The sequence below is a fragment of the Arthrobacter sp. 05N33_2 genome, assembly GCF_056397425.1.
In genome coordinates, this window is the sequence record NZ_JBFTNJ010000011.1 from 43,750 (window position 1) to 65,228 (window position 21,479).

The 21,479-nt window shown below is 68.7% G+C and carries 18 protein-coding genes; 7 read left to right on the forward strand and 11 right to left on the reverse strand.

The window, feature by feature from the left end; genetic code table 11:
• Position 1: 1 nt before the first annotated feature.
• Complete coding sequence (locus AC1DHX_RS08180) at positions 2-2,119, reverse strand: DEAD/DEAH box helicase (RefSeq protein ID WP_476859379.1); 2,118 nt, start codon at positions 2,117-2,119, stop codon at positions 2-4.
• A gap of 390 nt (positions 2,120-2,509) precedes the next feature.
• A complete protein-coding gene (locus tag AC1DHX_RS08185; RefSeq protein ID WP_459385436.1) occupies positions 2,510-3,163 on the reverse strand; it encodes an MOSC domain-containing protein in 654 nt (217 codons plus the stop codon).
• 187 nt (positions 3,164-3,350) lie between these two features.
• On the opposite strand from AC1DHX_RS08185, the gene AC1DHX_RS08190 reads away from it, so the two are divergent.
• The 5 genes from AC1DHX_RS08190 (at position 3,351) to AC1DHX_RS08210 (ending at position 8,690) form a co-directional block, all read left to right on the forward strand.
• A complete protein-coding gene (locus tag AC1DHX_RS08190) occupies positions 3,351-3,947 on the forward strand; it encodes a Tat pathway signal protein (protein ID WP_476855657.1) in 597 nt (198 codons plus the stop codon).
• A 2-nt stretch (positions 3,948-3,949) separates the two neighbouring features.
• The gene (locus AC1DHX_RS08195; RefSeq protein WP_476859378.1) at positions 3,950-5,161 is read left to right on the forward strand and encodes a glutathionylspermidine synthase family protein; all 1,212 of its coding nucleotides are present in this window, start codon (positions 3,950-3,952) and stop codon (positions 5,159-5,161) included.
• Positions 5,158-6,693 carry an APC family permease gene (locus AC1DHX_RS08200; protein ID WP_476859377.1) on the forward strand — a complete coding sequence of 512 codons (1,536 nt, stop codon included), beginning with the start codon at positions 5,158-5,160 and terminating at the stop codon, positions 6,691-6,693. Before AC1DHX_RS08195 ends, AC1DHX_RS08200 begins: the two co-directional genes overlap by 4 nt.
• Positions 6,694-6,702: 9 nt before the next feature.
• The gene (locus tag AC1DHX_RS08205; RefSeq protein ID WP_476859376.1) at positions 6,703-7,911 is read left to right on the forward strand and encodes an acyl-CoA dehydrogenase family protein; all 1,209 of its coding nucleotides are present in this window, start codon (positions 6,703-6,705) and stop codon (positions 7,909-7,911) included.
• 296 nt (positions 7,912-8,207) lie between these two features.
• Positions 8,208-8,690, forward strand: coding sequence for a hypothetical protein (locus AC1DHX_RS08210; protein WP_476859375.1), 483 nt, complete (start codon positions 8,208-8,210; stop codon positions 8,688-8,690).
• Between the two features lie 90 nt (positions 8,691-8,780).
• Here AC1DHX_RS08210 and AC1DHX_RS08215 read toward each other — a convergent pair whose 3' ends face one another.
• From AC1DHX_RS08215 to AC1DHX_RS08240, 6 genes are all read right to left on the reverse strand, one after another.
• Positions 8,781-9,542, reverse strand: a complete 762-nt coding sequence (locus tag AC1DHX_RS08215; protein WP_476859374.1) for an SDR family oxidoreductase — start codon at positions 9,540-9,542, stop codon at positions 8,781-8,783.
• Between the two features lie 82 nt (positions 9,543-9,624).
• Complete coding sequence (locus tag AC1DHX_RS08220; RefSeq protein WP_476859373.1) at positions 9,625-10,983, reverse strand: glycosyltransferase 87 family protein; 1,359 nt, start codon at positions 10,981-10,983, stop codon at positions 9,625-9,627.
• Positions 10,984-11,091: 108 nt separating this feature from the next.
• A complete protein-coding gene (locus AC1DHX_RS08225; protein WP_223913762.1) occupies positions 11,092-12,453 on the reverse strand; it encodes an MFS transporter in 1,362 nt (453 codons plus the stop codon).
• Positions 12,450-12,971, reverse strand: a complete 522-nt coding sequence (locus AC1DHX_RS08230; RefSeq protein ID WP_476859372.1) for a winged helix-turn-helix transcriptional regulator — start codon at positions 12,969-12,971, stop codon at positions 12,450-12,452. The genes AC1DHX_RS08225 and AC1DHX_RS08230 overlap by 4 nt, the downstream gene beginning before the upstream one ends.
• Before the next feature lie 95 nt (positions 12,972-13,066).
• Positions 13,067-14,287: a cystathionine gamma-synthase gene (locus AC1DHX_RS08235; RefSeq protein WP_476859371.1), complete on the reverse strand. Its 1,221-nt coding sequence runs from the start codon at positions 14,285-14,287 to the stop codon at positions 13,067-13,069.
• A 17-nt stretch (positions 14,288-14,304) separates the two neighbouring features.
• The gene (locus tag AC1DHX_RS08240; protein WP_243181137.1) at positions 14,305-15,690 is read right to left on the reverse strand and encodes a cystathionine beta-synthase; all 1,386 of its coding nucleotides are present in this window, start codon (positions 15,688-15,690) and stop codon (positions 14,305-14,307) included.
• 81 nt (positions 15,691-15,771) lie between these two features.
• On the opposite strand from AC1DHX_RS08240, the gene AC1DHX_RS08245 reads away from it, so the two are divergent.
• Entirely contained in the window at positions 15,772-16,965 is a 1,194-nt protein-coding gene (locus AC1DHX_RS08245) for an ArsB/NhaD family transporter (RefSeq protein WP_476855647.1), read from the forward strand.
• Positions 16,966-16,999: 34 nt separating this feature from the next.
• On the opposite strand, the gene AC1DHX_RS08250 is transcribed toward AC1DHX_RS08245, so the two are convergent.
• Positions 17,000-17,428: a VOC family protein gene (locus tag AC1DHX_RS08250; RefSeq protein WP_476851356.1), complete on the reverse strand. Its 429-nt coding sequence runs from the start codon at positions 17,426-17,428 to the stop codon at positions 17,000-17,002.
• 164 nt (positions 17,429-17,592) lie between these two features.
• On the opposite strand from AC1DHX_RS08250, the gene AC1DHX_RS08255 reads away from it, so the two are divergent.
• A complete protein-coding gene (locus tag AC1DHX_RS08255; RefSeq protein WP_476859370.1) occupies positions 17,593-18,573 on the forward strand; it encodes a DNA-3-methyladenine glycosylase family protein in 981 nt (326 codons plus the stop codon).
• A gap of 111 nt (positions 18,574-18,684) precedes the next feature.
• On the opposite strand, the gene AC1DHX_RS08260 is transcribed toward AC1DHX_RS08255, so the two are convergent.
• Positions 18,685-19,602 carry a hypothetical protein gene (locus AC1DHX_RS08260; protein WP_476859369.1) on the reverse strand — a complete coding sequence of 306 codons (918 nt, stop codon included), beginning with the start codon at positions 19,600-19,602 and terminating at the stop codon, positions 18,685-18,687.
• 132 nt (positions 19,603-19,734) lie between these two features.
• Positions 19,735-21,423 (reverse strand): AMP-binding protein, encoded by a 1,689-nt coding sequence (locus AC1DHX_RS08265; protein WP_476859368.1) that lies wholly within the window; start codon positions 21,421-21,423, stop codon positions 19,735-19,737.
• Positions 21,424-21,479 lie beyond the last annotated feature (56 nt).

Below are 21,479 nucleotides of genomic sequence, written 5' to 3' on the forward strand. Positions count from 1 at the left end.
GTTACCACTTGTTGCGGGGCTTGAAGCCGCCTTCGGTGCGGGGCTTGCGGGTGTCCGCGCCGAAGGTGCGCTGCTCGGAACGCTCGCTGAAGGAGCGGCCGCCACGGTCAGCGGAGGACCGCTCGCCGTCGCCCTTGCGGAATTCGCGCTTGAAGCCGCCGTTGCCCTTGAAGTTGCCGCTGCCGCCGGAGTAGCCGCCACGGTCTCCGCCACGGTTGCCCTGGTAGGAGCCGCGGTCGCCGGCCGGCTTACGGCCGTTGTCGAGCTCCAGGTGGATCAGCTCGCCGCCGATCCGGGTGCGGGACAGTGCCTTGAGCTGATCGGCGCTCAGGTCCGCCGGGAGCTCCACGAGGGAGTGGTCCGAGCGGATGTCGATGCCGCCGATCTGGGCCGAGGAGATACCGCCTTCGTTGGCGATGGCGCCAACGATGGAACCCGGCATGACGCGCTGGCGGCGTCCGACGGCGATCCGGTAGGTGGCGTTGCCCTCGGTCAGGGTGCGGGTCGGGCCGCGTGAGCCGAAGCCGTCCTTGGAGCGCTCGCGCTTCTGGAACTCGGGCGCTGCCGGCAGTTCCTTGACCAGCAGCGGCTGTCCGCCCTGGGCCATGACGGCCAGTGCGGCGGCGATTTCCGAGGCCGGCACGTTGTGCTCTTCCTCGTAGGAGGAGATCAGGTCGCGGAACGCGGCAACGTCCTCGGACGCGAGGGTCTCCGTGATGCGCTCGGCGAACTTGCCCAGGCGCAGCGTGTTGACGGTCTCGGCCGTGGGCAGGTGCATCTGCTCCACCGGCTGGCGGGTTGCCTTCTCGATGGAACGCAGCAGGTACTTCTCGCGCGGGGTCATGAACAGGATCGCGTCGCCGGAACGGCCTGCGCGGCCGGTGCGGCCGATGCGGTGGACGTAGGACTCGGTGTCGTGCGGGATGTCGTAGTTGACCACGTGGCTGACACGCTCGACGTCCAGGCCGCGGGCGGCGACGTCGGTGGCGACCAGGATGTCGATCTTGCCGTCGCGCAGGGCCTCGACCGTGCGCTCACGCTGCTGCTGCGGGATGTCGCCGTTGATGGCGGCAGCCTGGAAGCCGCGCGAGCGCAGCTTGTCGGCGAGGTCCTCGGTGGCCATCTTGGTGCGGACGAAGGCGATGACGCCTTCGAACTCCTCGACCTCGAGGATGCGGGTCAGCGCATCGAGCTTGTGCGGGCCCATGACCTGCAGGTAGCGCTGGCGGGTGTTGGCGCCCGTGGTGGTCTTGGACTTGACCTGCACCTCGGCCGGGTTGTTCAGGTACTGCTTGGAGAGCCGGCGGATCTGGCTCGGCATCGTGGCGGAGAACAGCGCAACCTGGCGGCCCGCGGGGGTCTGCTGGAAGATCTGCTCCACGTCTTCGGCGAAGCCCATGCGGAGCATCTCGTCGGCCTCATCCAGCACGAGGTACTGGAGTTCGGACAGGTCCAGGGAACCCTTGGCGATGTGGTCGATGACGCGGCCGGGGGTACCGACAACAACCTGCGCGCCGCGGCGCAGGCCGGCGAGCTGGGGGCCGTAGGCGGAGCCGCCGTACACCGGCAGGACGGTGAAGTCGTCGATGTGCTTGGCGTAGGAGGTGAAGGCCTCGGCAACCTGGAGCGCGAGCTCACGGGTGGGGGCCAGCACCAGGGCCTGGGTCTTGCGGGACGGGCCGTTGAGGTCGTGGAGCTCGGCCAGGCGGGACAGTGCCGGTACTGCGAATGCTGCAGTCTTACCGGTACCCGTCTGGGCCAGGCCCACGACGTCGCGGCCTTCGAGCAGCAGCGGGATGGTTGCTGCCTGGATCGGGGACGGCTTCTCGTAGCCGACGTCCTGCAGGGCGGCCAGGACACGGCCATCGATGCCGAGGTCTACGAACTTGACGCCTTCTTCCTCGGCGTCCTCGTCCTTGGCCGGGGCGGAAGTGGCCTCGGTCTTGGTGTCAGCCTGCGGGGCAGCTTCGGCCGCCGGTGCTACAACGTTCGCAGGAGCCTCGGTGAATTCCGGGGCGGAGCCGGCTGCGGGGGCAGCCGTTTCAGAAGTCTCGACGTCGGCCTGGGTGTTCTCGGTGGCGAGTTCGGTGTCGACGGAGTTGTTCTGATTTTCGGGCATAGGTGAAATTTCCTCATCCATAGGGGCCAAGCGGCACAACCCGAGGTGAGCGGAGCCGCAGTACGCGTGACACGAATTGCCGGGCGTACGGTTGACCGGCGGGTCACATAGAAGTCCGGCGCTTTCGCAATCCCGTGGCAGGACTTCCCGCTGCATCTCTTGGCTGCTATCCCAGCAGTCTGTACAGCGTTTTCTTTTGCCGGCTCTCCCTATGAAAATGCCCGCATCACATTTGCGGGCCCCAACACTTGCCAGTCCTGCCTCAAGAATTGGGCAGGAATAAGGGATTTCCGGAGTGGGGGATATTTCAAGTGTAGGGCATGGAGCGGAACAGTGGTAATTGAGGGGCCGACGGGGGCTGGTGAGCTTGCGCACACCGGCTCCCCACGCCTAGACCCCGAGACGGCGCTGCAGCTGTTCGAACCTCTGGTGGTACTCGGGCTGCAGGCGGATCTGGCCGTCGGCGTCGGCGTCGCGCAGGGCCTCCATGTCCTCCAGGGTGGGATCGGTGAACCACTTGGCGATTGTCACGCCGTGGGCAGGGACAAAGAGCCGGTGGATGTGGTCTCCGGCCTCGATGCTGCCGGTCCGGACCACGCGGAGGTAGGTGCCCACCCTGCCGGCCTCGGTGAACCGCTGGACCCAGTGCGGCTCGCCCATCCGCCGCTGGAAGGTGGCGCAGGGGATGCGCGGGGAGGTGACTTCCACCTCGACGTCCAGTCCGACCTTCCACCGTTCGCCGATCACGGCGTTGGAGGCGTTGAGGCCCGTGATCCGCAGGTTTTCGCCGAAGATGCCCGCTGGCATGTCCCGGCCGAGTTCGCCGGCCCAGTAGTCGGCGTCGTCCTGCGAGTACGCGTAGAGTGCCTGGTCCTCGCCGCCGTGGTGGATCCTGCTCGCCTGGATATCACCGCGCAGGCCAAGTTTGTGGACTTTCACCGGTCCGTCCACGGGGCGCTTGTCGATCGCGGTGACCCCGACGCTGCCGGGATCATCGAGCAGCTGGTGAACCCTGCAGACAGCAAGCACGGATGCGGTTTCCATGGCACCAGTGTAGGCCTGCGGCGTGCCCGCGGCCCCGGACTCAGCGCCGGCACGCTTCCCACGCGCCCGCCGCAGACACGGCACGCCCTTTCCATCGCCCGGGATCCGGAGGCCGGTTAGGCTGGCGTCGGGAAAAGCACGCAAGCCTTCCGCGGGATACCCTGCGGCCAGACGTGAGGGGACACATTTGGGCCGAAACGACGAGCACCCGGACAGTCCACGGCAGGACCGGAAGCAGCCTCCGTGGCAGATTCCACAGCCGGAGCTCCGGCCCGAGCTGCAGAACCAGCCCGGCCAGCCCGCGCCGCCGGGACTTCCGGCTGACCCCACTGCCCCCGCCGTGGTTGACCCCTTCGCCCTGGAACGCGAGCGCGGCCTGGCGGCCGCGGCGGCGCGGAAGAAGCGTTCGCAGCGCCGTACCGCCGTCGTCGGGCTGGGCGTCACGGCGCTCCTGGCCGGCACGATCACCGCCATGGTGGCCAGCAACGAGGACGAGGCCGACTACGCCCAGGTGTGCTTCAACGACGACACCGGCGAGCGGGTCGACGATGCGCAGTGCAACAACAGCAGCACGGACGGCCGCAGCTCCGGCATCTACGCCTGGTACTTCTACTCCCGCGGCGCCAGCGTGCCCGGGTTGGGCCAGAACCGGTCGGGCTACCCCAGCTACAGCAGGACAGTTCCCACCGGGGCCAAGGCGTCCACGGGGTACAGCGCCAAGGGCGGCACGGTCAGCAGGGGCGGCTTCGGCGGCAGCGCCAAGGGCGGAAGCACGGGAGGCTAGGGATGAAACGACTGGGATCCGCGCCGCGGCCGGACTGGAAAGCGCGGATTGAAGCACAAGGCCTGGTTTTCTCCACCACGGCCCTGCCGGACGGCACGAACGTCGAGTACTGGCACGAAGGCGCCTACTACGAATTCACCATGGACGAAGTGGAGACCCTCGAACAGGCCGCCGAGGACATGCACCGCATGTGCCTCGAGGCCGCGAAGTTCCTCGCCACCGGCGCCATGGGCAACATCGGGATCGGGCCGCAGGCCCTGGAACTGGCGGCTGCATCGCTGCAGGCCGGCGATGTGGACGTCTACGGCCGCTTCGACTTCGTCTACGACGGCCGGGGCGGCCCGGCCAAGATGCTGGAGTACAACGCGGACACCCCTACCGGACTCATTGAGGCAGCCGTCGCCCAGTGGTTCTGGCTGCAGGACGTCCTTCCCGAAAAGGACCAGTGGAACGGCATCCATGAAGCCCTCATCCGGCAATGGAAGAGGCTGCAGTACCGCACCGGCATGAGCACGCTCCACGTCGCCCACTCCGAGGCGGAAGAATCCGGGGAGGACTGGATGACGGCAGCCTACATGCGGGACGTCGCGAGCCAGGCCGGCTGGACCACCATCGGCATCAACATGTCCGACATCGGCTGGGATCCGAACCTCAACCGCTTCGTGGACCTGGACAACTTCATGATCAGCACCATGTTCAAGCTCTACCCCTGGGAACTGATGATGAAGGAGCCGTTCGGGCAGCGGCTGCTGCAGCGCGCCCACAATCCGCGCTGGGTGGAGCCGGCCTGGAAGATGCTCCTGTCCAACAAGGCCCTGCTCGCGGCGCTCTGGCACCTCTACCCGGACCACCCCAACCTGCTTCCGGCCTATCTTGACGGTCCCGGGCCGCTCACGGAGTGGGTGGCCAAGCCGCTGCATGGCCGGGAAGGGGACAACATCAGGATCCACGCCGCCGGCATCGACCTCGAACAGCCCGGCGACTATGGCCGGGAAGGCTGGTGTTACCAGCAGTTCCATGCCCTTCCCGATTTCGACGGCAACCGCCCTGTGCTCGGCCTCTGGGTGGTCGACGGCGAATCGGTCGGCTGCGGCATCCGCGAGTCGGACGGGCCCATCACCGACTACTTCTGCCGCTTCGTGCCCAACACGATTGACGCGCCCGCCCCGGCCTCGAACCAGGCCCACTCCAGCAAGGCAGGTATTGCCCTATGAGCACCGGAACCACGACGACGACGGCCGGCGGCCCCGGGGGTCCCGCGGCAGTTCCGGCCAAGGGACTGCGCGCCGGGATCCTGGATCTCGGAGACTCCGTCATGTTGGGGCTGGCCTCCACCGCGCCGGTCTATTCGCTGGCGGCGACCCTGGGACTGATCGTGGCGGTGAACGGCAACTACACCCCGTTGATCCTGCTGCTGGGCTTCGTGCCCGTGCTCTTCATCGCCTTCGCCTTCCGTGAGCTCAACAGCGCCATGCCGGACTGCGGGACCACCTTCATCTGGGCCCGCCGGGCGTTCGGTCCCTGGGCCGGCTGGCTGGGCGGATGGGGCGTGGCCCTGGCCGGCGTCGTGGTCCTGGCCAACCTCGCCCAGGTCGCCGGGCAGTACCTGTGGCTGCTGATCGGCGACGGTTCGCTGGCCGGGAACAGCCTCGTGGTCACCGCCACCGGCGTGCTGTTCATCGTGTTCATGACCCTCGTGAACTACCGCGGCATCCGCCTCGGGGAACATGTCCAGCGGGTCCTGACCTACGTGCAGTACCTCTCACTGGGCATCTTCGCGATGGCCATCATCTTCCGGATCGCGGGCGCGGTGCCCGGCGCGGCCACTGGCCAAGCCTTCGACCTTGAGTGGTTCAACCCCGCCGGTGCGTTCGCCGATCCGGGCGCGGTGGTGCACGGAGCCCTGCTGGCCCTGTTCATCTACTGGGGCTGGGATACCTGCCTCGCGGTGAACGAGGAGACCGAAAACCCTGCCACCACGCCCGGCCGAGGCGCCGTCATTTCCGCGCTTGTCCTCGTGGCGATCTACGTCTCTGTGGCCCTGCTGGTGATGATGTATGCCACGGTGGGCACGGATGGGATTGGGCTGGGCAACGAGGCCAACCAGAACGATGTCTTCCTGGCCATGAAGGACGTGGTGCTGGGCCCCTGGGGCTGGCTGATCGTCGTCGCCGTCCTGGCCTCGGTGCTGTCCTCGACCCAGACCACCATCCTTCCCACGGCCCGCGGCACCTTGTCCATGGGCGTGCACGGAGCCGTGCCGCGCAGGTTCGGCGAGGTCCACCCGCGCAACCAGACGCCGGGGTATTCCACCCAGGTCATGGGTGCCGCTGCCGTCGCCTATTACGTCCTGATGAGTCTCCTGAGCGAGAACCTGCTCGCCGACTCCATCACTTCGATCAGCTTGTTCATCGCGTTCTACTACGCCCTGACCGGCTTCGCGTGCGTCTGGTACTTCCGCGCGAGCCTGCGCGGCTCGGCCCGGAACTTCTGGTTCCGCGGCGTCATGCCCCTGCTCGGCGCCCTTATGCTGACTGCGGCATTCTTCGTCTCGGCGGTGCAGATGTGGGATCCGGACTACGGTGATACGCAGATCTTCGGCGTCGGCGGGGCCTTCATCAGCGGCGTGCTGCTCCTGGGGCTGGGCGTGGCGCTGGCCGCCGCCTGCCGTTTCGCGCCGTCCACGCGGGGCTACTTCCTGCAGCACCAGCCCGACGCCGGCGCGCCCCTGCAGGTGCGGCCGTAGGATGCTGGCATGAGCAACGAAGCTGGCATGAACAATGAGGCCAACCTTTCCGACGTCTCCGATGTCCTGGCCATCGATTCCCTGCTGAGCGCGGAGGAGCGCAGCGTGCGCGAGCGCGTCCGCGATTTCACGAACCAGCGGATCCGGCCGGGCATCGCCGGCTGGTACGAGGACGCCGTGTTCCCCCTCGAGCTCGCCCCGGAACTTGGCGAGCTCGGCGTGCTCGGCATGCACCTGGAGGGCTACGGCTGCCCGGGCCGTTCCGCCGTCGAATATGGCCTCGCGGCGATGGAACTCGAGGCCGGCGATTCGGGCGTCCGCACGTTCGTCTCCGTGCAGGGCTCCCTCGCCATGACGGCCATCCACAAGTGGGGCTCCGAGGACCAAAAGCAGGAGTGGCTCCCCCGGATGGCCGCCGGCGAACTGATCGGCGCGTTTGCCCTGACCGAGCCCACGGCCGGCTCGGACCCTGCCTCGATGAAGACCTTCGCCCGCCGCGACGGCTCCGGCGATGACGCGGGCTGGATCCTGGACGGCGCGAAACGCTGGATCGGGCTCGCCTCCGTGGCGGGCGTGCTGGTGGTGTGGGCCATGACCGACGACGGCGTGCGCGGCTTCCTCGTCCCTGCCGGCACCGCGGGCGTCACCGCGACGCCGATCGGGCAGAAGCTCTCGATGCGCGCCTCCATCCAGTGCGACATCACGTTCGACGCCGTCCGGCTGGGCCCGGAGGCGCTGCTGCCCGCGGCGCGTGGGCTGAGGGGTCCCTTCTCCTGCCTCAACGAGGCCAGGTACGGGATCGCGTGGGGAGCTATGGGCGCCGCGCGGGATTCCTATGAGGCCGCGCTGGCCTACTCCCAGGAGCGGCTGCAGTTCGGCAAGCCGCTGGCCGGGTACCAGCTGACGCAGGAGAAGCTGGTGAACATGGTCCTGGAGATCCAGAAGGGCACACTCCTGGCCCTGCACCTGGGCCGGCTCAAGGACGCCGGCAGGCTGCGTCCGGAGCAGATCTCACTCGGCAAGCTGAACAACGTGCGGGAGGCGCTCAGCATTGCCCGGGAGGCGCGCACGATTCTGGGCGGCAACGGCATCACGCTGGACTATTCCCCGCTGCGGCACGCCGCCAACCTGGAATCCGTCCGGACCTACGAGGGCACCGACGAGGTCCACACCCTGATCCTGGGCCAGCACATTACGGGTCTCCCCGCCTTCCGCTGAGAGCCGCGGGGTATTTCGCGGCAGTGTTTCCGTGTCCGCTCGTCACGCGCTACGGATGAGGCCAGTGATACAAGTGGTGACTGCCGGGTTTTCGGGTAGCCAACACTCGTGTTCTCCCGGGGGCGCATTCGTACAGTGGTGCCATCGCCACCGGAGCAGAGGCAGCCAAATAGCCCACGGCACTTCTTCTCTGGCCGGTCGAACCGACGTCGTCCCGCCCGTCCCAGACACAGGAGCTGAGCACCCTGCCTGCCTGCCCGACGGGTGGAACAGGCTGCCAAGTAAAGGGGGACATCATGAGTCTCAACGCAAAGCCAGCCGCGTGGACACTTCGTTTCTTTCCGGCACGTCACGCCACTGCCGGCGCGGGCGGGGACGGCCAGGACAGGTCCGCTTCCGGCCAGAGACCCCACCGGCACCGGGCCCGCATCAGCGCGGCACTCGTCCTGGACCGCGACCGGCTTAAGGAGAGCACGGGGACGGTCCAGTCGTGGAAGTTCCACGACTTCGTCAGCACATTCCAGCTCATGCTTCCCCACCGGGTCGAAAAGATTCACCAGGCCCTGGCCGGCGGGGACTGGGAGGGCGCGCGCCTGGCCGCCCAAAGCCTGTCCTGGTCCGCATCCAAGGCCGGTGCGTGCCGGCTCGAACTCATCGCCGACCTCATCGATGCCGACCTCCAGTCCGGACGCAAGACCCGGGCACGGGAGACGGCCTGCCTCCTCCAAGGCGCCGCCACCGAACTGGCAACCGCCCTCGCCCAGCTGACCGCCGGCTGAGCGCCGGCTGACCGGGTCCGGCCACCACCGGACGCTGCCCCAACACCACACACGCTCCATGAATCAGAGCGTTCCCGCGGTCCCAGCGGCTCAGGCGGAGAATCCGCCGTCGGCCTTGACCAGCTGCCCGGACATCCAGCGGCCCTCGGGCGAGAGCAGGAACGCGACGGTGCCGGCCACGTCCGCCGGTGTGCCCAGCCGGCCGCCGGGTTGCCGGCGGGCCAGTTCGTCACGGAGCGGCTCATCCATCCAGCCGGTATCCACCGGTCCCGGGTTCAGGACGTTGGCGCTGATCCCGAGCGGGCCGAGTTCGCGGGCGGCGGCGATCACGATCCCGTCCAGGGCGCCCTTTGATGCCCCGTAGGGCAGGTTGAAAGCGGTGTGGTCGCTGGTCAGGGCCACGATGGCGCCGCCCTCGGGACCGGCCTGCCGGGCGAAAGCGGCAATCAACTGCCAGCTGGCCCGGGTGTTGACCGCAAAGTGCCTCTCGAAGCTCTCCAGCGACGTGTCCAGGATGGAGGAGTCCACGGATTCGGCGTGGCTGAGCACCAGACCCTGCAGGGTTCCGGCCTCCGCCGCGGCGGCGGACATCAGCCTGTCCACGGCCTGCGGGTCCTGGAAATCCGCCGGCAGCGCCACGACGGCGGCGCCCATCGCCTCGAGCTCGGCGGTGAGGCGTTCGACGTCGTCCGGCTGGACTCCCCACGGCATCCGCGCGTCGTAGTCCTGCCAGTACGTCAGCACGAGGTCCCAGCCGTCCGCGGCGAGGCGGCGTGCGATGCCTGCGCCGATTCCGGCGAGCCGGCCGACACCGGTGACAAGGGCCGTCTTACGTCCGTCGGGGGAGCTCATGCCGACCAGCCTAGCGGTGGCGGCCGGCGCGGCGCCTACCAGGTGGCGGCCCGCTAGGTGCGCGGCCCGCCACGAGCGGTGCCTACGAGGAGGCTGAGGAAGTGGAGACGGCGGCCGGGACGTCCCGTTCGGCAGCCGGCCCGCGTGCAAGGTCCGGCTCCGGCCCCAGCGGGTCCCGCCGCAGGGCCACGAGCCAGCACACCAGCAGGGCCAGGGCGCAGAAGACGCCGGCGCTGGAGGCCATGATCCACACCCCGGGCGTCTGGATGTCGAGGTTTTCGGCGCCGAGGGCCGTACCGATGGTCTTGGGCGAGAACAGGAATACGAGGATCGACAGGCCCAGCACGCCGCCCATGGTCCAGCGCATCCCGACGTACCGGCGCGGAGCTTCCCGCAGGGTCCAGGCGAAAGCCGGAAAGACCGCCGCGACCCACACCCAGTGGTGGGACCACGAGACCGGGCTGATCAGCAGCATGGTGATCGCGGTCGCCGATACGGCCACGACGCGGGCACCCTGATCGCTGGCGGCCTTGATCACTGCGGCGCCCACGGCCACAACCGCCAGGCTCAGCAGCAGCCATGGCACGGTGACGTGCGCTTCCGGGACCCCGAAGTGCAGCAGGGCGCCCTTAATGGACAGGTTGTCCACGTAGCCCGCTCCCCCCATCCGGGAGGTGTCGGGCAGCATCTGGAGCCAGAACTGCAGGGATTCGGCGGGCCGGAGCAGCCAGCCGGCCGCCACGGTGGCGGTGAAGCCGGTGGCCATGTTGCCCAGCCCGCGCCAGTCCCTGCGGACCAGAAAGTAGAGCCCGAACACCAGGGGCGTCAGCTTGATGCCGGCGGCGACGCCCACCAGGAAGCCGCTGCCGGGGAAACCGCGGGCCCAGCGCCGGTTGCGGGCCAACAGGTCCACGGCGATCAGGCCCATCAGCAGGGCGTTGATTTGGCCGAACACCAGGGTCTCGCGCCAGGGACCCAGGTTCAGCACCGCCAGGACCAGGACGGCGGCGGCCCAGCCGTTGCCCGGTGCCCGGAAGGTGTCGCGCCAGGAGGCTCTCGCGTTCCAGTACCGGACCGTTCGGACCGCGGCCAGGATCGCCACCCCGGCGCCGGCGGCGTTGAACAGGGTCAGCGCCGCCGCCAGGGGCAGCCGGGCCAAGAGGCCGAAGACGATGGCGGCGAACGGCGGGTAGGTAAACATTAGCGCCGGTCCGCCGGCCCAGTCCACGTTGCCCGCATACAGGGCTGAGGGTGCCGCGCCGGCGTCGTTGAGGATTTTGCCGCCGTACCAGTAGACGCTGAAGTCCAGGCCGTGCTGGCCCCAGACTCCGAGCGAGATCCAGATGAAGTAGCCCACCGCGGCGATGGCCGGGATGACGGAGAGCCGGAACAGGTGCGGGACGGGTGAATACCGCGCCGGGCTGCGGTCTGAAACGGGCACTGACATGTACTCCCCCATCGGGCTGCTGATGTAGACGCTGGCCGTTTGGTCGGTTCCGTCCAGGGCGGCGCAAACGCGCCCTCGCTGTCGGGTCAGTCTACAGAACAGCTACGCCGGGACCGGGACGGACTCCGGCTTCCGGGCGTCCTTGCGGATGGTGGCGCTGATGACGGCGGCGATGGTGCACATGGCAGCGGCCGCAAACCAGGCGTAGGTGTACTGGCCGGTGGCGTCCCGGACCGCCCCGGCTGCCAGGGCCGCGGCGGCCGCGCCGAGCTGGTGGGCCGCGAACACCCAGCCGAACACGACGCTCCCGTCGGCACCGAACACCTGGCGGCAGATCGCGGCGGTCGGCGGCACCGTGGCGACCCAGTCCAGGCCGTAGATGACCACGAACACGATCATGCTGGGCTGGACGGTGGCGCTGAGCAGCAGCGGCAGGACCAGCAGCCCGATCCCGCGGAACTGGTAGTACACGGCAAGCAGGATCCGGGGGTTGAAGCGGTCCGTGAGCCACCCGGAGGCGATGGTGCCGATGATGTCGAAGAGGCCGACGACGGCGAGCAGGCCCGCCGCGGTGGTTTCGGGCATGCCGTGGTCGTGGGCGGAGGGGATGAAGTGGGTGCCGATCAGCCCGTTGGTGGTCGCGCCGCAGATCGCGAAGCCGGCCACCAGGGCCCAGAAGGTACGCACTTTGCTGGCCCGTTTGAGGACCTGCAGGGCACGGACCGCGGCGTTCCGGCGGGGCTCCTGCACTTCCTGCCCGGCGGCCGGTCCTGTCGGTTCGGGCCCGCTGGATTCCGTGCCGGCGTTCGGGCCGGGGGCCGGCGGCGTCGCCCCGTAGGGCAGCACGCCGACGTCGGCCGGTGAGTTCTTCAGGAACATCAGCACGAGCGGCACCACGGCCAGCGCGCCGGCACCGATGAGGAGCGAGGCCTGCCGCCAGCCCGGGTCCTGGGCAAGGGCCGCGATGAAGGGCAGGAACACGAGCTGCCCGGCGGCGCTGCCGGCGGTGAGGATGCCGATGACCAGGCCGCGGCTCTTGGCGAACCAGGTGTTGGCGATGGTCGCGGCGAAGACCAGCGCCATGGACCCGGTGCCGAGCCCGATCAGCAGCCCCCACGTCAGCAGGATCTGCCAGGACTGGGTCACGAGGACCGTCAGTGCGCTGCCGGCGCCGATCAGCACCAGGGCCACGGCCGTGACTGCGCGGATGCCGAAGCGTTCCATGAGCGCTGCCGCGAACGGTGCCGTGAGCCCGAAAAGCACGAGGTTGATGCTGACCGCAGCGGAGAGCACGGTGGTGGACCAGCCGAACTCGTTCTGCAGCGGCACCATCAGCACACCCGGGGCCGCCCGGAACCCTGCCGCGCCGACCAGCGCGAGGAAAGCCACGGCGGCGACGGTCCACGCCGGGTGGATGCGGCGGCGGACCGGCGCCGGGGTCACGGTGGTTTCGGGGGCATTCATGCGGCGGTTCCGTTCTGGACAGGGGTCCCGGTGCCGGCCGAGGCCAGCGGCACGGGGTCCGCGGTGCGGGAGAGGCTGTGCCAGCTCGTGTTGGCGGCCGTCAGCGGTTCCCCGCAGGCCGTGCACGTGTCAGCCGAGGAGGTCCGCTCCCCGCAGCCGCTGTGGATGACGAACATGTGTGCCTGCCCGGACGGCGCCGGGAGATGCTTTTCGGCCCAGATCACGACGGCGTTGAGCACCGGGAGGGCGTCTTCGCCCATGGTGGTGAGGACGTATTCCTGGCGGGTGCGGCCGCCGTCGTCGTAGGGCCTCCGGGCCAGGAGCCCGGCGGCGACGAGCCCGGCGAGCCGCTTGGTGAGCACAGAATCGGCCGCCCCCAGCCGGGCCTTCATGGCTTCGAAGCGGCCGTTGCCGAAGAACACCTCGCGCAGGACGAGCACGCTCCAGGGATCGCCCAGGATGTCGAGGCCGCGGGCCATGCTGCAGGTCCGTTGGGACCAGTCGGATCGAAGTGCCATGCGGCCACCCTAGCTGACTCTCTTAGAGAAAGCTAGGGTGGCCCGGCGGAATGATCCGGGCGCCGGGGTCGGTTGCCGGTGCAGCTACGGTGCAGTTAGCTGCCGGCGGCCAGGGAGGAAATCGCGGCGTCGAGGTCGGCGATCAGGTCCTCCACGTCCTCGATGCCGCACGAGAGCCGGATCAGGTTGACCGGGACCGCCAGTTCCGTGCCCTTGACCGAGGCGTGCGTCATTTCGGACGGGTAGTTCATGAGCGATTCGATCCCGCCCAGGGACTCCGCCAGGGTGAACACGGAGGTCGATTCGGCCACCTTGCGGGCCGCGGCCTCGCCGCCCTTGAACTGCACGGAGATCATGCCGCCGAACTTCTTCATCTGCTTTTTGGCCAGCTCGTGGCCGGGGTGGGTGGGCAGGCCCGGGTAGAGCACGGCCTCCACTTCGGGGCGCCCCAGCAGCCATTCGGCCACGGCCTGGGCGTTGTCGCTGTGCCGGTCCATGCGCACCCCGAGGGTCTTGAGCCCGCGGGTGGTGAGGAAAGCGTCCATCGGCCCGGACACGGCGCCGACGGCGAACTGCACAAAGCCGATCTTCTCGGCGAGGTCGGGGTCGTTGACCACGATCGCGCCGCCGACGACGTCGGAGTGCCCGCCGATGTACTTGGTGGTCGAATGCACCACCACATCGGCGCCGAGGGCCAGCGGGGTCTGCAGGTACGGGGAGGCGAAGGTGTTGTCCACCACGAGGAGCGCGCCGGCGTCGTGCGCCACCTTCGCGAGCGCCTCGATGTCGGTGATCTTCATCATCGGGTTCGACGGCGTCTCCACCCACACCAGGCGGGTCTTGCCGCCACCGTCGGCCGTACTGTCGGCGGTGCCGCCTGCCGCGACGGCGGCCGCGACGGCGTCGAGGTCGGACATGTCCACCGGGGTGTTGCCGATACCCCACTCCCCCAGGACCCGGCTGATGAGCCGGTACGTGCCGCCGTAGGCGTCGTTGCCGAGCACAATATGGTCACCGGGGCGGGTGAGGGCGCGGATCATCGAGTCCTCGGCGGCCAGGCCGGAGCCAAAGGAGAACGCGGCGCTCCCGCCTTCCAGGGCCGCCAGCTGCTCCTGCAGCGAGTCACGGGTGGGGTTGGTGCCCCGGCCGTATTCGTAACCGGCCCGCAGCCCGCCGATGCCGTCCTGGGCATAGGTCGAGGAGAAGTGCACGGGGGGCACCACCGCCCCGGTGCGGGGCTCAAACGCCTGGCCGGCGTGGATGGCGCGGGTGTTGAAACCCTGGTTTTTCGAGGACGGGCTTTCAGGCACAGACATGGGACTCCTTGAACTGGTCAGTTGCTGAGGTACGCGAGGAGGTCGTGGCGGGTCAGGATCCCCACCGGGGCGCCGACAAACGTCACCATGAGGGTGTCGGCGTCGGAGAGGAGTTCGCGGGCGGTCGAGATCGATTCGAGCGAGCCGATCACGGGGAGCCGGGCCTCCATGTGTTCGGAAATCTTGTCCGAGAGCTTGGCCTCGCCGCGGAAGAGCTTGGCCGTGAGGGTGCGTTCGTCCACGGCGCCCAGCACCTCGCCCATGACGACTGGCGGTTCCTGGGACAAAACGGGGATGTGCGAGACGCCGTACTCGTTCATGATGTTGATGACGTCGCGGACGGACTCGTTCGGGTGGATGTGCACGAGGTCCGGGAGTTCACCGGTCTTGGCCTTGAGGATCTCGCCCACCGACGCCTCGTCCCCGCCGGCCAGGAAGCCGTAGGAACGCATCCACTGGTCGTTGAAGATCTTGGCCAGGTAGCCGCGGCCGGAGTCCGGCAGGATGACCACGACGACGGCGTCGGCCGGGAGGTCCTTGGCGACTTCCATGGCGGCCACGACGGCCATGCCCGAGGAGCCGCCCACCAGCAGGCCTTCCTCGCGCGCCAGCCGGCGCGTCATCGCGAAGGAGTCGGCGTCGCTGACGGCAATGACGTCGTCCGGGACCGACTTGTCGTAGTTGGCCGGCCACATGTCCTCCCCGACGCCCTCGACAAAGTACGGGCGGCCCGTGCCGCCGGAGTACACCGAGCCGGCGGGATCCGCGCCGATGATCTTCACGACGCCACCCTCGGCCCCGGGCCGCCCGGCGGAGACTTCCTTGAGGTACCGGCCGGTGCCGGTGATCGTGCCGCCGGTCCCGGCGCCGATCACGCAGTGGGTGATGCGGCCGTCGGTGTCGTGCCAGATCTCAGGGCCCGTGGTCTCATAGTGGCTGGCCGGGGCGGCGGGGTTGGAGAACTGGTCCGGCTTGTAGGCGCCGGGGATTTCGGTGACGAGCCGGTCGGAGACGCCGTAGTAGCTTTGCGGGCTGTCCGGCGGGACGGCGGTGGGCGTGACCACCACTTCCGCGCCGTAGGCCTGGAGGACGGCCCGCTTGTCCTCGCCGACCTTGTCCGGCACGACGAAGATGCAGCGGTAGCCCTTCTGCTGCGCCACGAGCGCCAAACCGACGCCGGTGTTGCCCGAGGTGGGCTCCACGATCGTGCCGCCGGGCAGGAGCTGGCCCGTTCGTTCGGCCTCCTCGATCATCTTGACCGCAATGCGGTCCTTGATCGAACCGCCGGGGTTCAGGTATTCGAGCTTCACCAGGACCGTGGCTGCGATGCCATCGGTCACGTGGTTGAGTTTGACGAGCGGCGTATGGCCAATGAGGTCCAGGACGGACGGGGCGTACTTCATAGGTACAAAGTTACCGTCTCCGGCGCGGCGGGCACGTCGGCGCGGCCACGGCGCTCCCACGGCTCTGGCAGATGCGAGGATATGGCTGTGAAGAGGATCGCCCGGCTGAAGAAGTTCAAGAGCTACGCGCTGCCCGCGGGCATGCTGCTGGCCGGGTGCGCGGCGCTGGTGTCCGGGCTGCTGCCGGTCCCCGCCTTCCAGGCGCTGGCAGCACGCACCGTGCCGATACTGGCGTTCGTGGTCGCCATGTCCCTTGTCACCGAACTGGTGGATGAGGCCGGGCTCTTCCGCGTCGTCACGGAGCGGCTGGCCGCCCTGGGCCGCGGCCGGGTCCTCTTGCTGTGGTTCCTCGCGATCGCCCTGGCCACCGTTTCCACGGTGTTCCTGTCGCTGGATACGACGGCGGTGCTGGTGACTCCCGTCGTCGTGCTGCTGGCCATTCACGCCCGCATTCCGCCGCTGCCGTTCGCGCTGACCACCGTGTGGCTGGCGAACACGGCCTCGCTGCTGCTGCCGGTCTCCAACCTGACCAACCTGCTCGCGCAGGAGCGGCTCAACCTCAGCCCCGCCGCGTTCGCTTCGCTCGTGTGGGCCCCGGCCCTGGTGGGCATCCTCGTGCCGCTGGTGCTCCTGTGGCTGGCGTTCCGGAAGGACCTGCGCGGCACGTACGGCCCCCAGCCCGTCCATAAGGTCCGGGACCGGGTGCTGCTGTACTCGGCGTCGGGGGTCATGGTGGTCCTGCTCCCGGCGCTTGTCTCCGGGGTTCCGGTGCAGATCCCGGCACTCGCGGCGGCGGCTGCGCTGCTCCTGCTCTTCCTCTGGCGGCGGCGCTCCGTCCTGCGCTGGTCCATGATTCCCTGGCGCCCGCTGATGCTCACGTCCGGACTGTTCATGGTGGTGGAGACCCTGCACGCCAACGGGCTCACCCAGTTCCTGACCGGGATCGCCGGCACGGGCGAGAGCCTGCCGGCGCTCCTGCAGCTCGCCGGCCTGGGCGCCGGGGCAGCCAACGCAGTCAACAACCTCCCCGCCTATCTGGCCCTGGAACCGGTAGGCGGCTCCCCGGCCCGGCTGGCGGCCCTGCTGATCGGCGTGAACCTGGGCCCGCTGGTGACCCCCTGGGCGTCCCTGGCCACGCTGCTGTGGCACGAGCGGCTCCGCTCCCTGAACGTGGAGATCCGCTGGGGAGGCTTCGCCCTCGCCGGCGTGGCCGCCGTCGTCCTCACCGTCCCGTTGGCGGTCGTGGCGCTGTGGCTCACCACCGGGATGCAGTGAGGTGGATGCGCTGCGGGCCGGCGTGCCCGGCGCGTCAGGCGCCGATGTCATTCCCGGCGTTCGCTGCCCCGGCGCCGCCCTCACGCGGGGCGTTCTGCCAGAGGCCGACCACATTGCCCTCAGTGTCCCGAAAGTAGGCGGCCCAGCCCATGGTGCCGATTGCCTCGCGCGGTAAGACGGTGCTGCCGCCCAGGGCATTGATCTTCTCCAACGCCGCGTCGATGTCATCGACATCCACCGTGACCACCGGGGATGTGAGGTCGCCTTCGCGGCGGAACATGCCGCCGTTGATGGATCCCGGTACGGAGGGCATGCCGTTGGCATCCGTCGGCGTCGTCTTGATCATGGCGTAGCTCATCTCCGGCACCTGGCTTACCTCCCAGCCGAACGCCGAACTGTAGAACTCCCGTGCGCGGCCCTCGTCTTCTGCGGGGATTTCGAAATGTACCACTCCACCAGCCATCACACTCTCCCAAGAACAAGGATTCGGGGCCCAGAGGCGGGCGCGGACACACCACGCCACAGCCGGATTTTAGCCCCGGCAGTGCGGGAGGTTAAGGGCCCTACGGCCCCTGCGTCGTTGCCGCGGATGCCGCTGCTGTCAGCGGGCCGTGGGAACATGTTCGAATGAGCCTTGCAGACGCCCCCGCAGGCATTGCCGCCGCGGCGGACGCCTCATTGCGGTGGCACCCGGGCGGCCCGTTCGACTTGATGCAAACCATCGGCACGCTGCTGCGCGGCCACGGCGACCCGTCCATCCGCACCGCCCCGGACGGCATCTGGTTCGCGTTCACGACGCCCCGCGGTCCGGCCACGCTGCGCCTGGCACCGGCCGGGACACGGACTGACCCTGCCGTGGACGCGCAGGCCTGGGGTCCCGGAGCGGGGGACGCCGTCGATTCCGTCCCGCGCATGCTCGGGAGCGACGACGACTGGTCCGGCTTCGACGAGCCCGCATTCCACGCGACCCTCCCGCGCATGGTGGTTGAAGCCCGGCGCCGGAACCTCGCGATCCGGCTGCCCGCAACCGGCAGGATGATCGATTCACTCGTGCCGACCATCCTGGAGCAGAAGGTCACCGTTATCGAGGCCCGCCGCGGATACCGCTACCTGATGTACCGCTTCGGGACGGCGGCGCCGGGCGCCGGCACCGTCGCGCCCGCCAATCTGCTGGTCCAGCCGACGGCCGCGCAGTGGCTGCACATCCCGTCCTGGGAGTGGCACAAGGCCGGCGTGGGCCCGCAGCGGTCGGGAACCGTCATGCGGGCGCTGCGTTCGGCCGCCGCGCTGGAACGGCTCGCCGACCTCCCCGCCGCGGAGGCGGCAGCCAAGCTGCAGACGCTGCCCGGAATCGGGGTCTGGACGGCGGCGGAGGTAGTGCAGCGCACGCACGGCTGCCCGGATTCGATCTCGGTCGGCGACTACCACCTTGCGGCCTACGTGGGCGCCGCCCTGACCGGCCGCCGGACAGACGACGCCGGCATGCTCAGGCTGCTGGCTCCATGGGCGGGGCACCGGCAGCGGGTGGTCCGGATGATCGGGCTGAGCGGCTTCCGGAAACCGACATTTGGCCCGCGCATGACCATCCAGGACCACCGCAGCCACTGACCTCCCTCTCGCTCAAAGCAACGCGGGGTCACTTACGGCCCATCCGGGGCCCCTTTATGGGCTCGATATGACCCCGCGCTGGTGTGGCGGGTCATGAGGGCAGGAGTTTGCTTAGGCGCGGAGCCGGGCCCTCTTGATCCGGGTGATGACGCTGTCGAATCCCTCGGCAAGATCATCGGCGTTGACTTTGAAATACGCCCATCCGGCGCTGCGGAACGCTTCGTCTCGCCGGTTGTCCCGGGTCTGCTGTTCCCGCGTGAGGTGGTGGACGCCGTCGTACTGCATGGCGATCCCGTACCTCCGGTAGCCCATGTCTGCAGCCGGTGAGCGCGGGTCTTCCGGGTCGAGCCTCAATTGCAGCTCCGGCTCCGGCAGACGCGCATCCAACAGCGCCAGCCGCAGGAATGTCTCCGGGAAAGAGTCTGCTCCCACCCGCATCTCGTCCAGCGCAAGCCGCGCCTTCTCGACGCCCTTCATGTTGGGATGCTGGCGGATCAGCAACCGCAGGCCATCCTTGTAGGCGTAGGGCTCCGACCTCAGTTCGAGGCTGGGCCTGGGCTGTCGGATGAGCTGGTCCCCCATCGCGATGAGGTAGTTGAGCGGCAGGACTGCGGCCAGATCCAGCCAAGTGCGGGGCGGCGCCGTGACAGGGATGCCGTCGACGTCGGTCAGCTCGCCCGGAATGAGCCGCACGCGGTGGCCAGTGACCCCGGCACGGCGGACTCTGGGCAGTTCATGGGGTTTGCTGAGGTGGATGGTGTGGCATTCGCCCAACCACGGCGGCAGCCCGAGCCTGGTCAGCACGGCCGCGGTTTCATGGGACGCCCAGGCACCCGGGGTAGCAGCGGCGAGGACCCTGGCCCGTTCGACGATCTCAAGCTGCCGGCCGGCCGGCAGATAGATAAGGCGGCCGCCGTCGGACAAATCGTGCGCCCGTAGACGTTTGGGCGGAATACCCAGCGCGCGCGACTCATAGACGGTGAACGGTGTGAGGGTGAGGCTTTCGGGAAGCGGCACAATGCGGACCATGCGCACCATTGTGACCGCGGATCAACCTCGGCGCTGAGGTTATCCACAGGCCCTCCGGAATCGCCTCAACACGGGGTCACTTACGGCCCGTCCGGCGCCTCGGGATGGGCCTTAAGTGACCCCGCGTTGCTGTCAGCCGCCGGTCTGGAGGCCCAGCCGGGCCGCCGCTTCCTGGCGCATGTCCACCTTGCGGATCTTGCCGGAAACGGTCATCGGGAAGCTCTCCCGGACATCCACGTAGCGCGGGATCTTGTAGTGCGCCAGCTTGCCGCGGCAGAACTCGGCCAGGCTGGCGGCGTCCATCGGCGCGGCCCCCGGCTTCAAAATGACGCAGGCCATCAGCTCCTCGCCGTACTTTTCGTCCGGGACACCGATCACCTGAACGTCCTGGATGTCCGGGTGGGTGTAGAGGAATTCCTCGATTTCGCGCGGATAGACGTTCTCGCCGCCGCGGATCACCATGTCCTTGATCCGGCCCTCGATCACGATGTACCCGTCCGCGTCCATCCGGGCGAGGTCTCCCGTGTGCATCCAGGCGTCGGCGTCGATCGCCTCGGCGGTCTTGTCAGGCTGGTTCCAGTACCCGCGCATCACCGCGTAGCCGCGCGTGCAGAGTTCGCCGATCCCGCCGCGCTCCACCACCTCTCCCGTGACCGGGTCCACGATCCGGCTCTCCATGTTCGGCATGGTCCGGCCCACAGTCTCGGTGCGCTGGGCCATGGTGTCCACGCTCCGGGTCATCGTGGACACCGGCGAGGTCTCCGTCATGCCGTAGCAAATAGCGACGTCTTTCATGTTCATTTCCGTGATGACCCGGTTCATCACCTCGATGGGACACAGCGAGCCGGCCATGACGCCCGTGCGCAGTGTCGAGAGGTCGTAGGAGGCGAAGTCCGGCAGGGCGAGCTCGGCGATGAACATGGTCGGCACGCCGTACAGCGAGGTTCCGCCGAAGTCCTGCACAGCTTCCAGCGCCGCGGCCGGCGAGAATGACCGGCCGGGGATGATGGTGGCGGCCCCGTGGCTGAGCGCCGCGAGGTTCCCGATCACCATGCCGAAGCAGTGATAGAAGGGCACCGGGATCACCACGCGGTCGTGTTCCGTGTAGCCCAGCTGTTCGCCGATCGAAAAACCGTTATTAAGGATGTTGTGGTGCGTCAGCGTGGCGCCCTTCGGGAACCCCGTGGTGCCGGAGGTGTACTGCAGATTGACGGGGTCCTGCGCGTCCAGTGCCGCCATGCGCGCTTTCAGCTCGGAGTGCCCGACGTCGTCGGCCCGCTTGAGCAGCTCGGCATAGGTGCGCTCCGCGTCAGTGCCGGGTTCGCCGGCGGTCAGCCCGTCCAGGCCGGCGCCCGGGAGGAAGACCAGCTCGCGCAGATCCGGGCACGCCGCCAGCGCCTGCCGCGCCATCGCTGTGTAGTCGCTGTTCCTGTCCGACGGCGCGGTGACCAGCATGCGCATGCCGTTCTGGGTGACCACAAACTCGAGCTCATGGCTGCGGTAGGCGGGGTTGACGTTGACCAGGATCGCCCCGACCTTCGCGGTGGCGTACTGCAGGATGGTCCACTCGGCGCAGTTGGGGCTCCAGATGCCGAGCCGCTCGCCCTTCGCGACGCCCAGGGCGAGGAGCGCACGTGCAAGGCGGTCGACGTCGTCGTTCAACTTGGTGTAGCTCCACCGCCGGGCCTCTTCGCCGGGTACCGCAGCCGCCTCGATCAGGGCGTCGTGGTACGGGAACCGCGCCGCGATCCGTTCGAAGTTCGCGCCAATGGTTTCCTCGAGCAGCGGGACGTCAGTGTCCCCGGCTGTGTAAGCAAGCATGGTGTGACGCTACCAACAGTGCGGAGGCAAAAGAAGAGCAAAGCTTGGAAGTCCTA

Bases quoted from the DNA above. Each gene is read 5' to 3' on its own strand.
- AC1DHX_RS08255 (WP_476859370.1), top strand. From the start codon at position 17,593: ATGAGCCTTGCAGACGCCCCCGCAGGCATTGCCGCCGCGGCGGACGCC.
- AC1DHX_RS08185 (WP_459385436.1), bottom strand. From the start codon at position 3,163: ATGGAAACCGCATCCGTGCTTGCTGTCTGCAGGGTTCACCAGCTGCTC.
- AC1DHX_RS08215 (WP_476859374.1), bottom strand. From the start codon at position 9,542: ATGAGCTCCCCCGACGGACGTAAGACGGCCCTTGTCACCGGTGTCGGC.
- AC1DHX_RS08250 (WP_476851356.1), bottom strand. From the start codon at position 17,428: ATGGCTGGTGGAGTGGTACATTTCGAAATCCCCGCAGAAGACGAGGGC.
- AC1DHX_RS08225 (WP_223913762.1), bottom strand. From the start codon at position 12,453: ATGAATGCCCCCGAAACCACCGTGACCCCGGCGCCGGTCCGCCGCCGC.
- AC1DHX_RS08235 (WP_476859371.1), bottom strand. From the start codon at position 14,287: ATGTCTGTGCCTGAAAGCCCGTCCTCGAAAAACCAGGGTTTCAACACC.
- AC1DHX_RS08200 (WP_476859377.1), top strand. From the start codon at position 5,158: ATGAGCACCGGAACCACGACGACGACGGCCGGCGGCCCCGGGGGTCCC.
- AC1DHX_RS08180 (WP_476859379.1), bottom strand. From the start codon at position 2,119: ATGCCCGAAAATCAGAACAACTCCGTCGACACCGAACTCGCCACCGAG.
- AC1DHX_RS08240 (WP_243181137.1), bottom strand. From the start codon at position 15,690: ATGAAGTACGCCCCGTCCGTCCTGGACCTCATTGGCCATACGCCGCTC.
- AC1DHX_RS08265 (WP_476859368.1), bottom strand. From the start codon at position 21,423: ATGCTTGCTTACACAGCCGGGGACACTGACGTCCCGCTGCTCGAGGAA.
- AC1DHX_RS08230 (WP_476859372.1), bottom strand. From the start codon at position 12,971: ATGGCACTTCGATCCGACTGGTCCCAACGGACCTGCAGCATGGCCCGC.
- AC1DHX_RS08260 (WP_476859369.1), bottom strand. From the start codon at position 19,602: ATGGTCCGCATTGTGCCGCTTCCCGAAAGCCTCACCCTCACACCGTTC.
- AC1DHX_RS08210 (WP_476859375.1), top strand. From the start codon at position 8,208: ATGAGTCTCAACGCAAAGCCAGCCGCGTGGACACTTCGTTTCTTTCCG.
- AC1DHX_RS08195 (WP_476859378.1), top strand. From the start codon at position 3,950: ATGAAACGACTGGGATCCGCGCCGCGGCCGGACTGGAAAGCGCGGATT.
- AC1DHX_RS08245 (WP_476855647.1), top strand. From the start codon at position 15,772: ATGGCTGTGAAGAGGATCGCCCGGCTGAAGAAGTTCAAGAGCTACGCG.
- AC1DHX_RS08205 (WP_476859376.1), top strand. From the start codon at position 6,703: ATGAGCAACGAAGCTGGCATGAACAATGAGGCCAACCTTTCCGACGTC.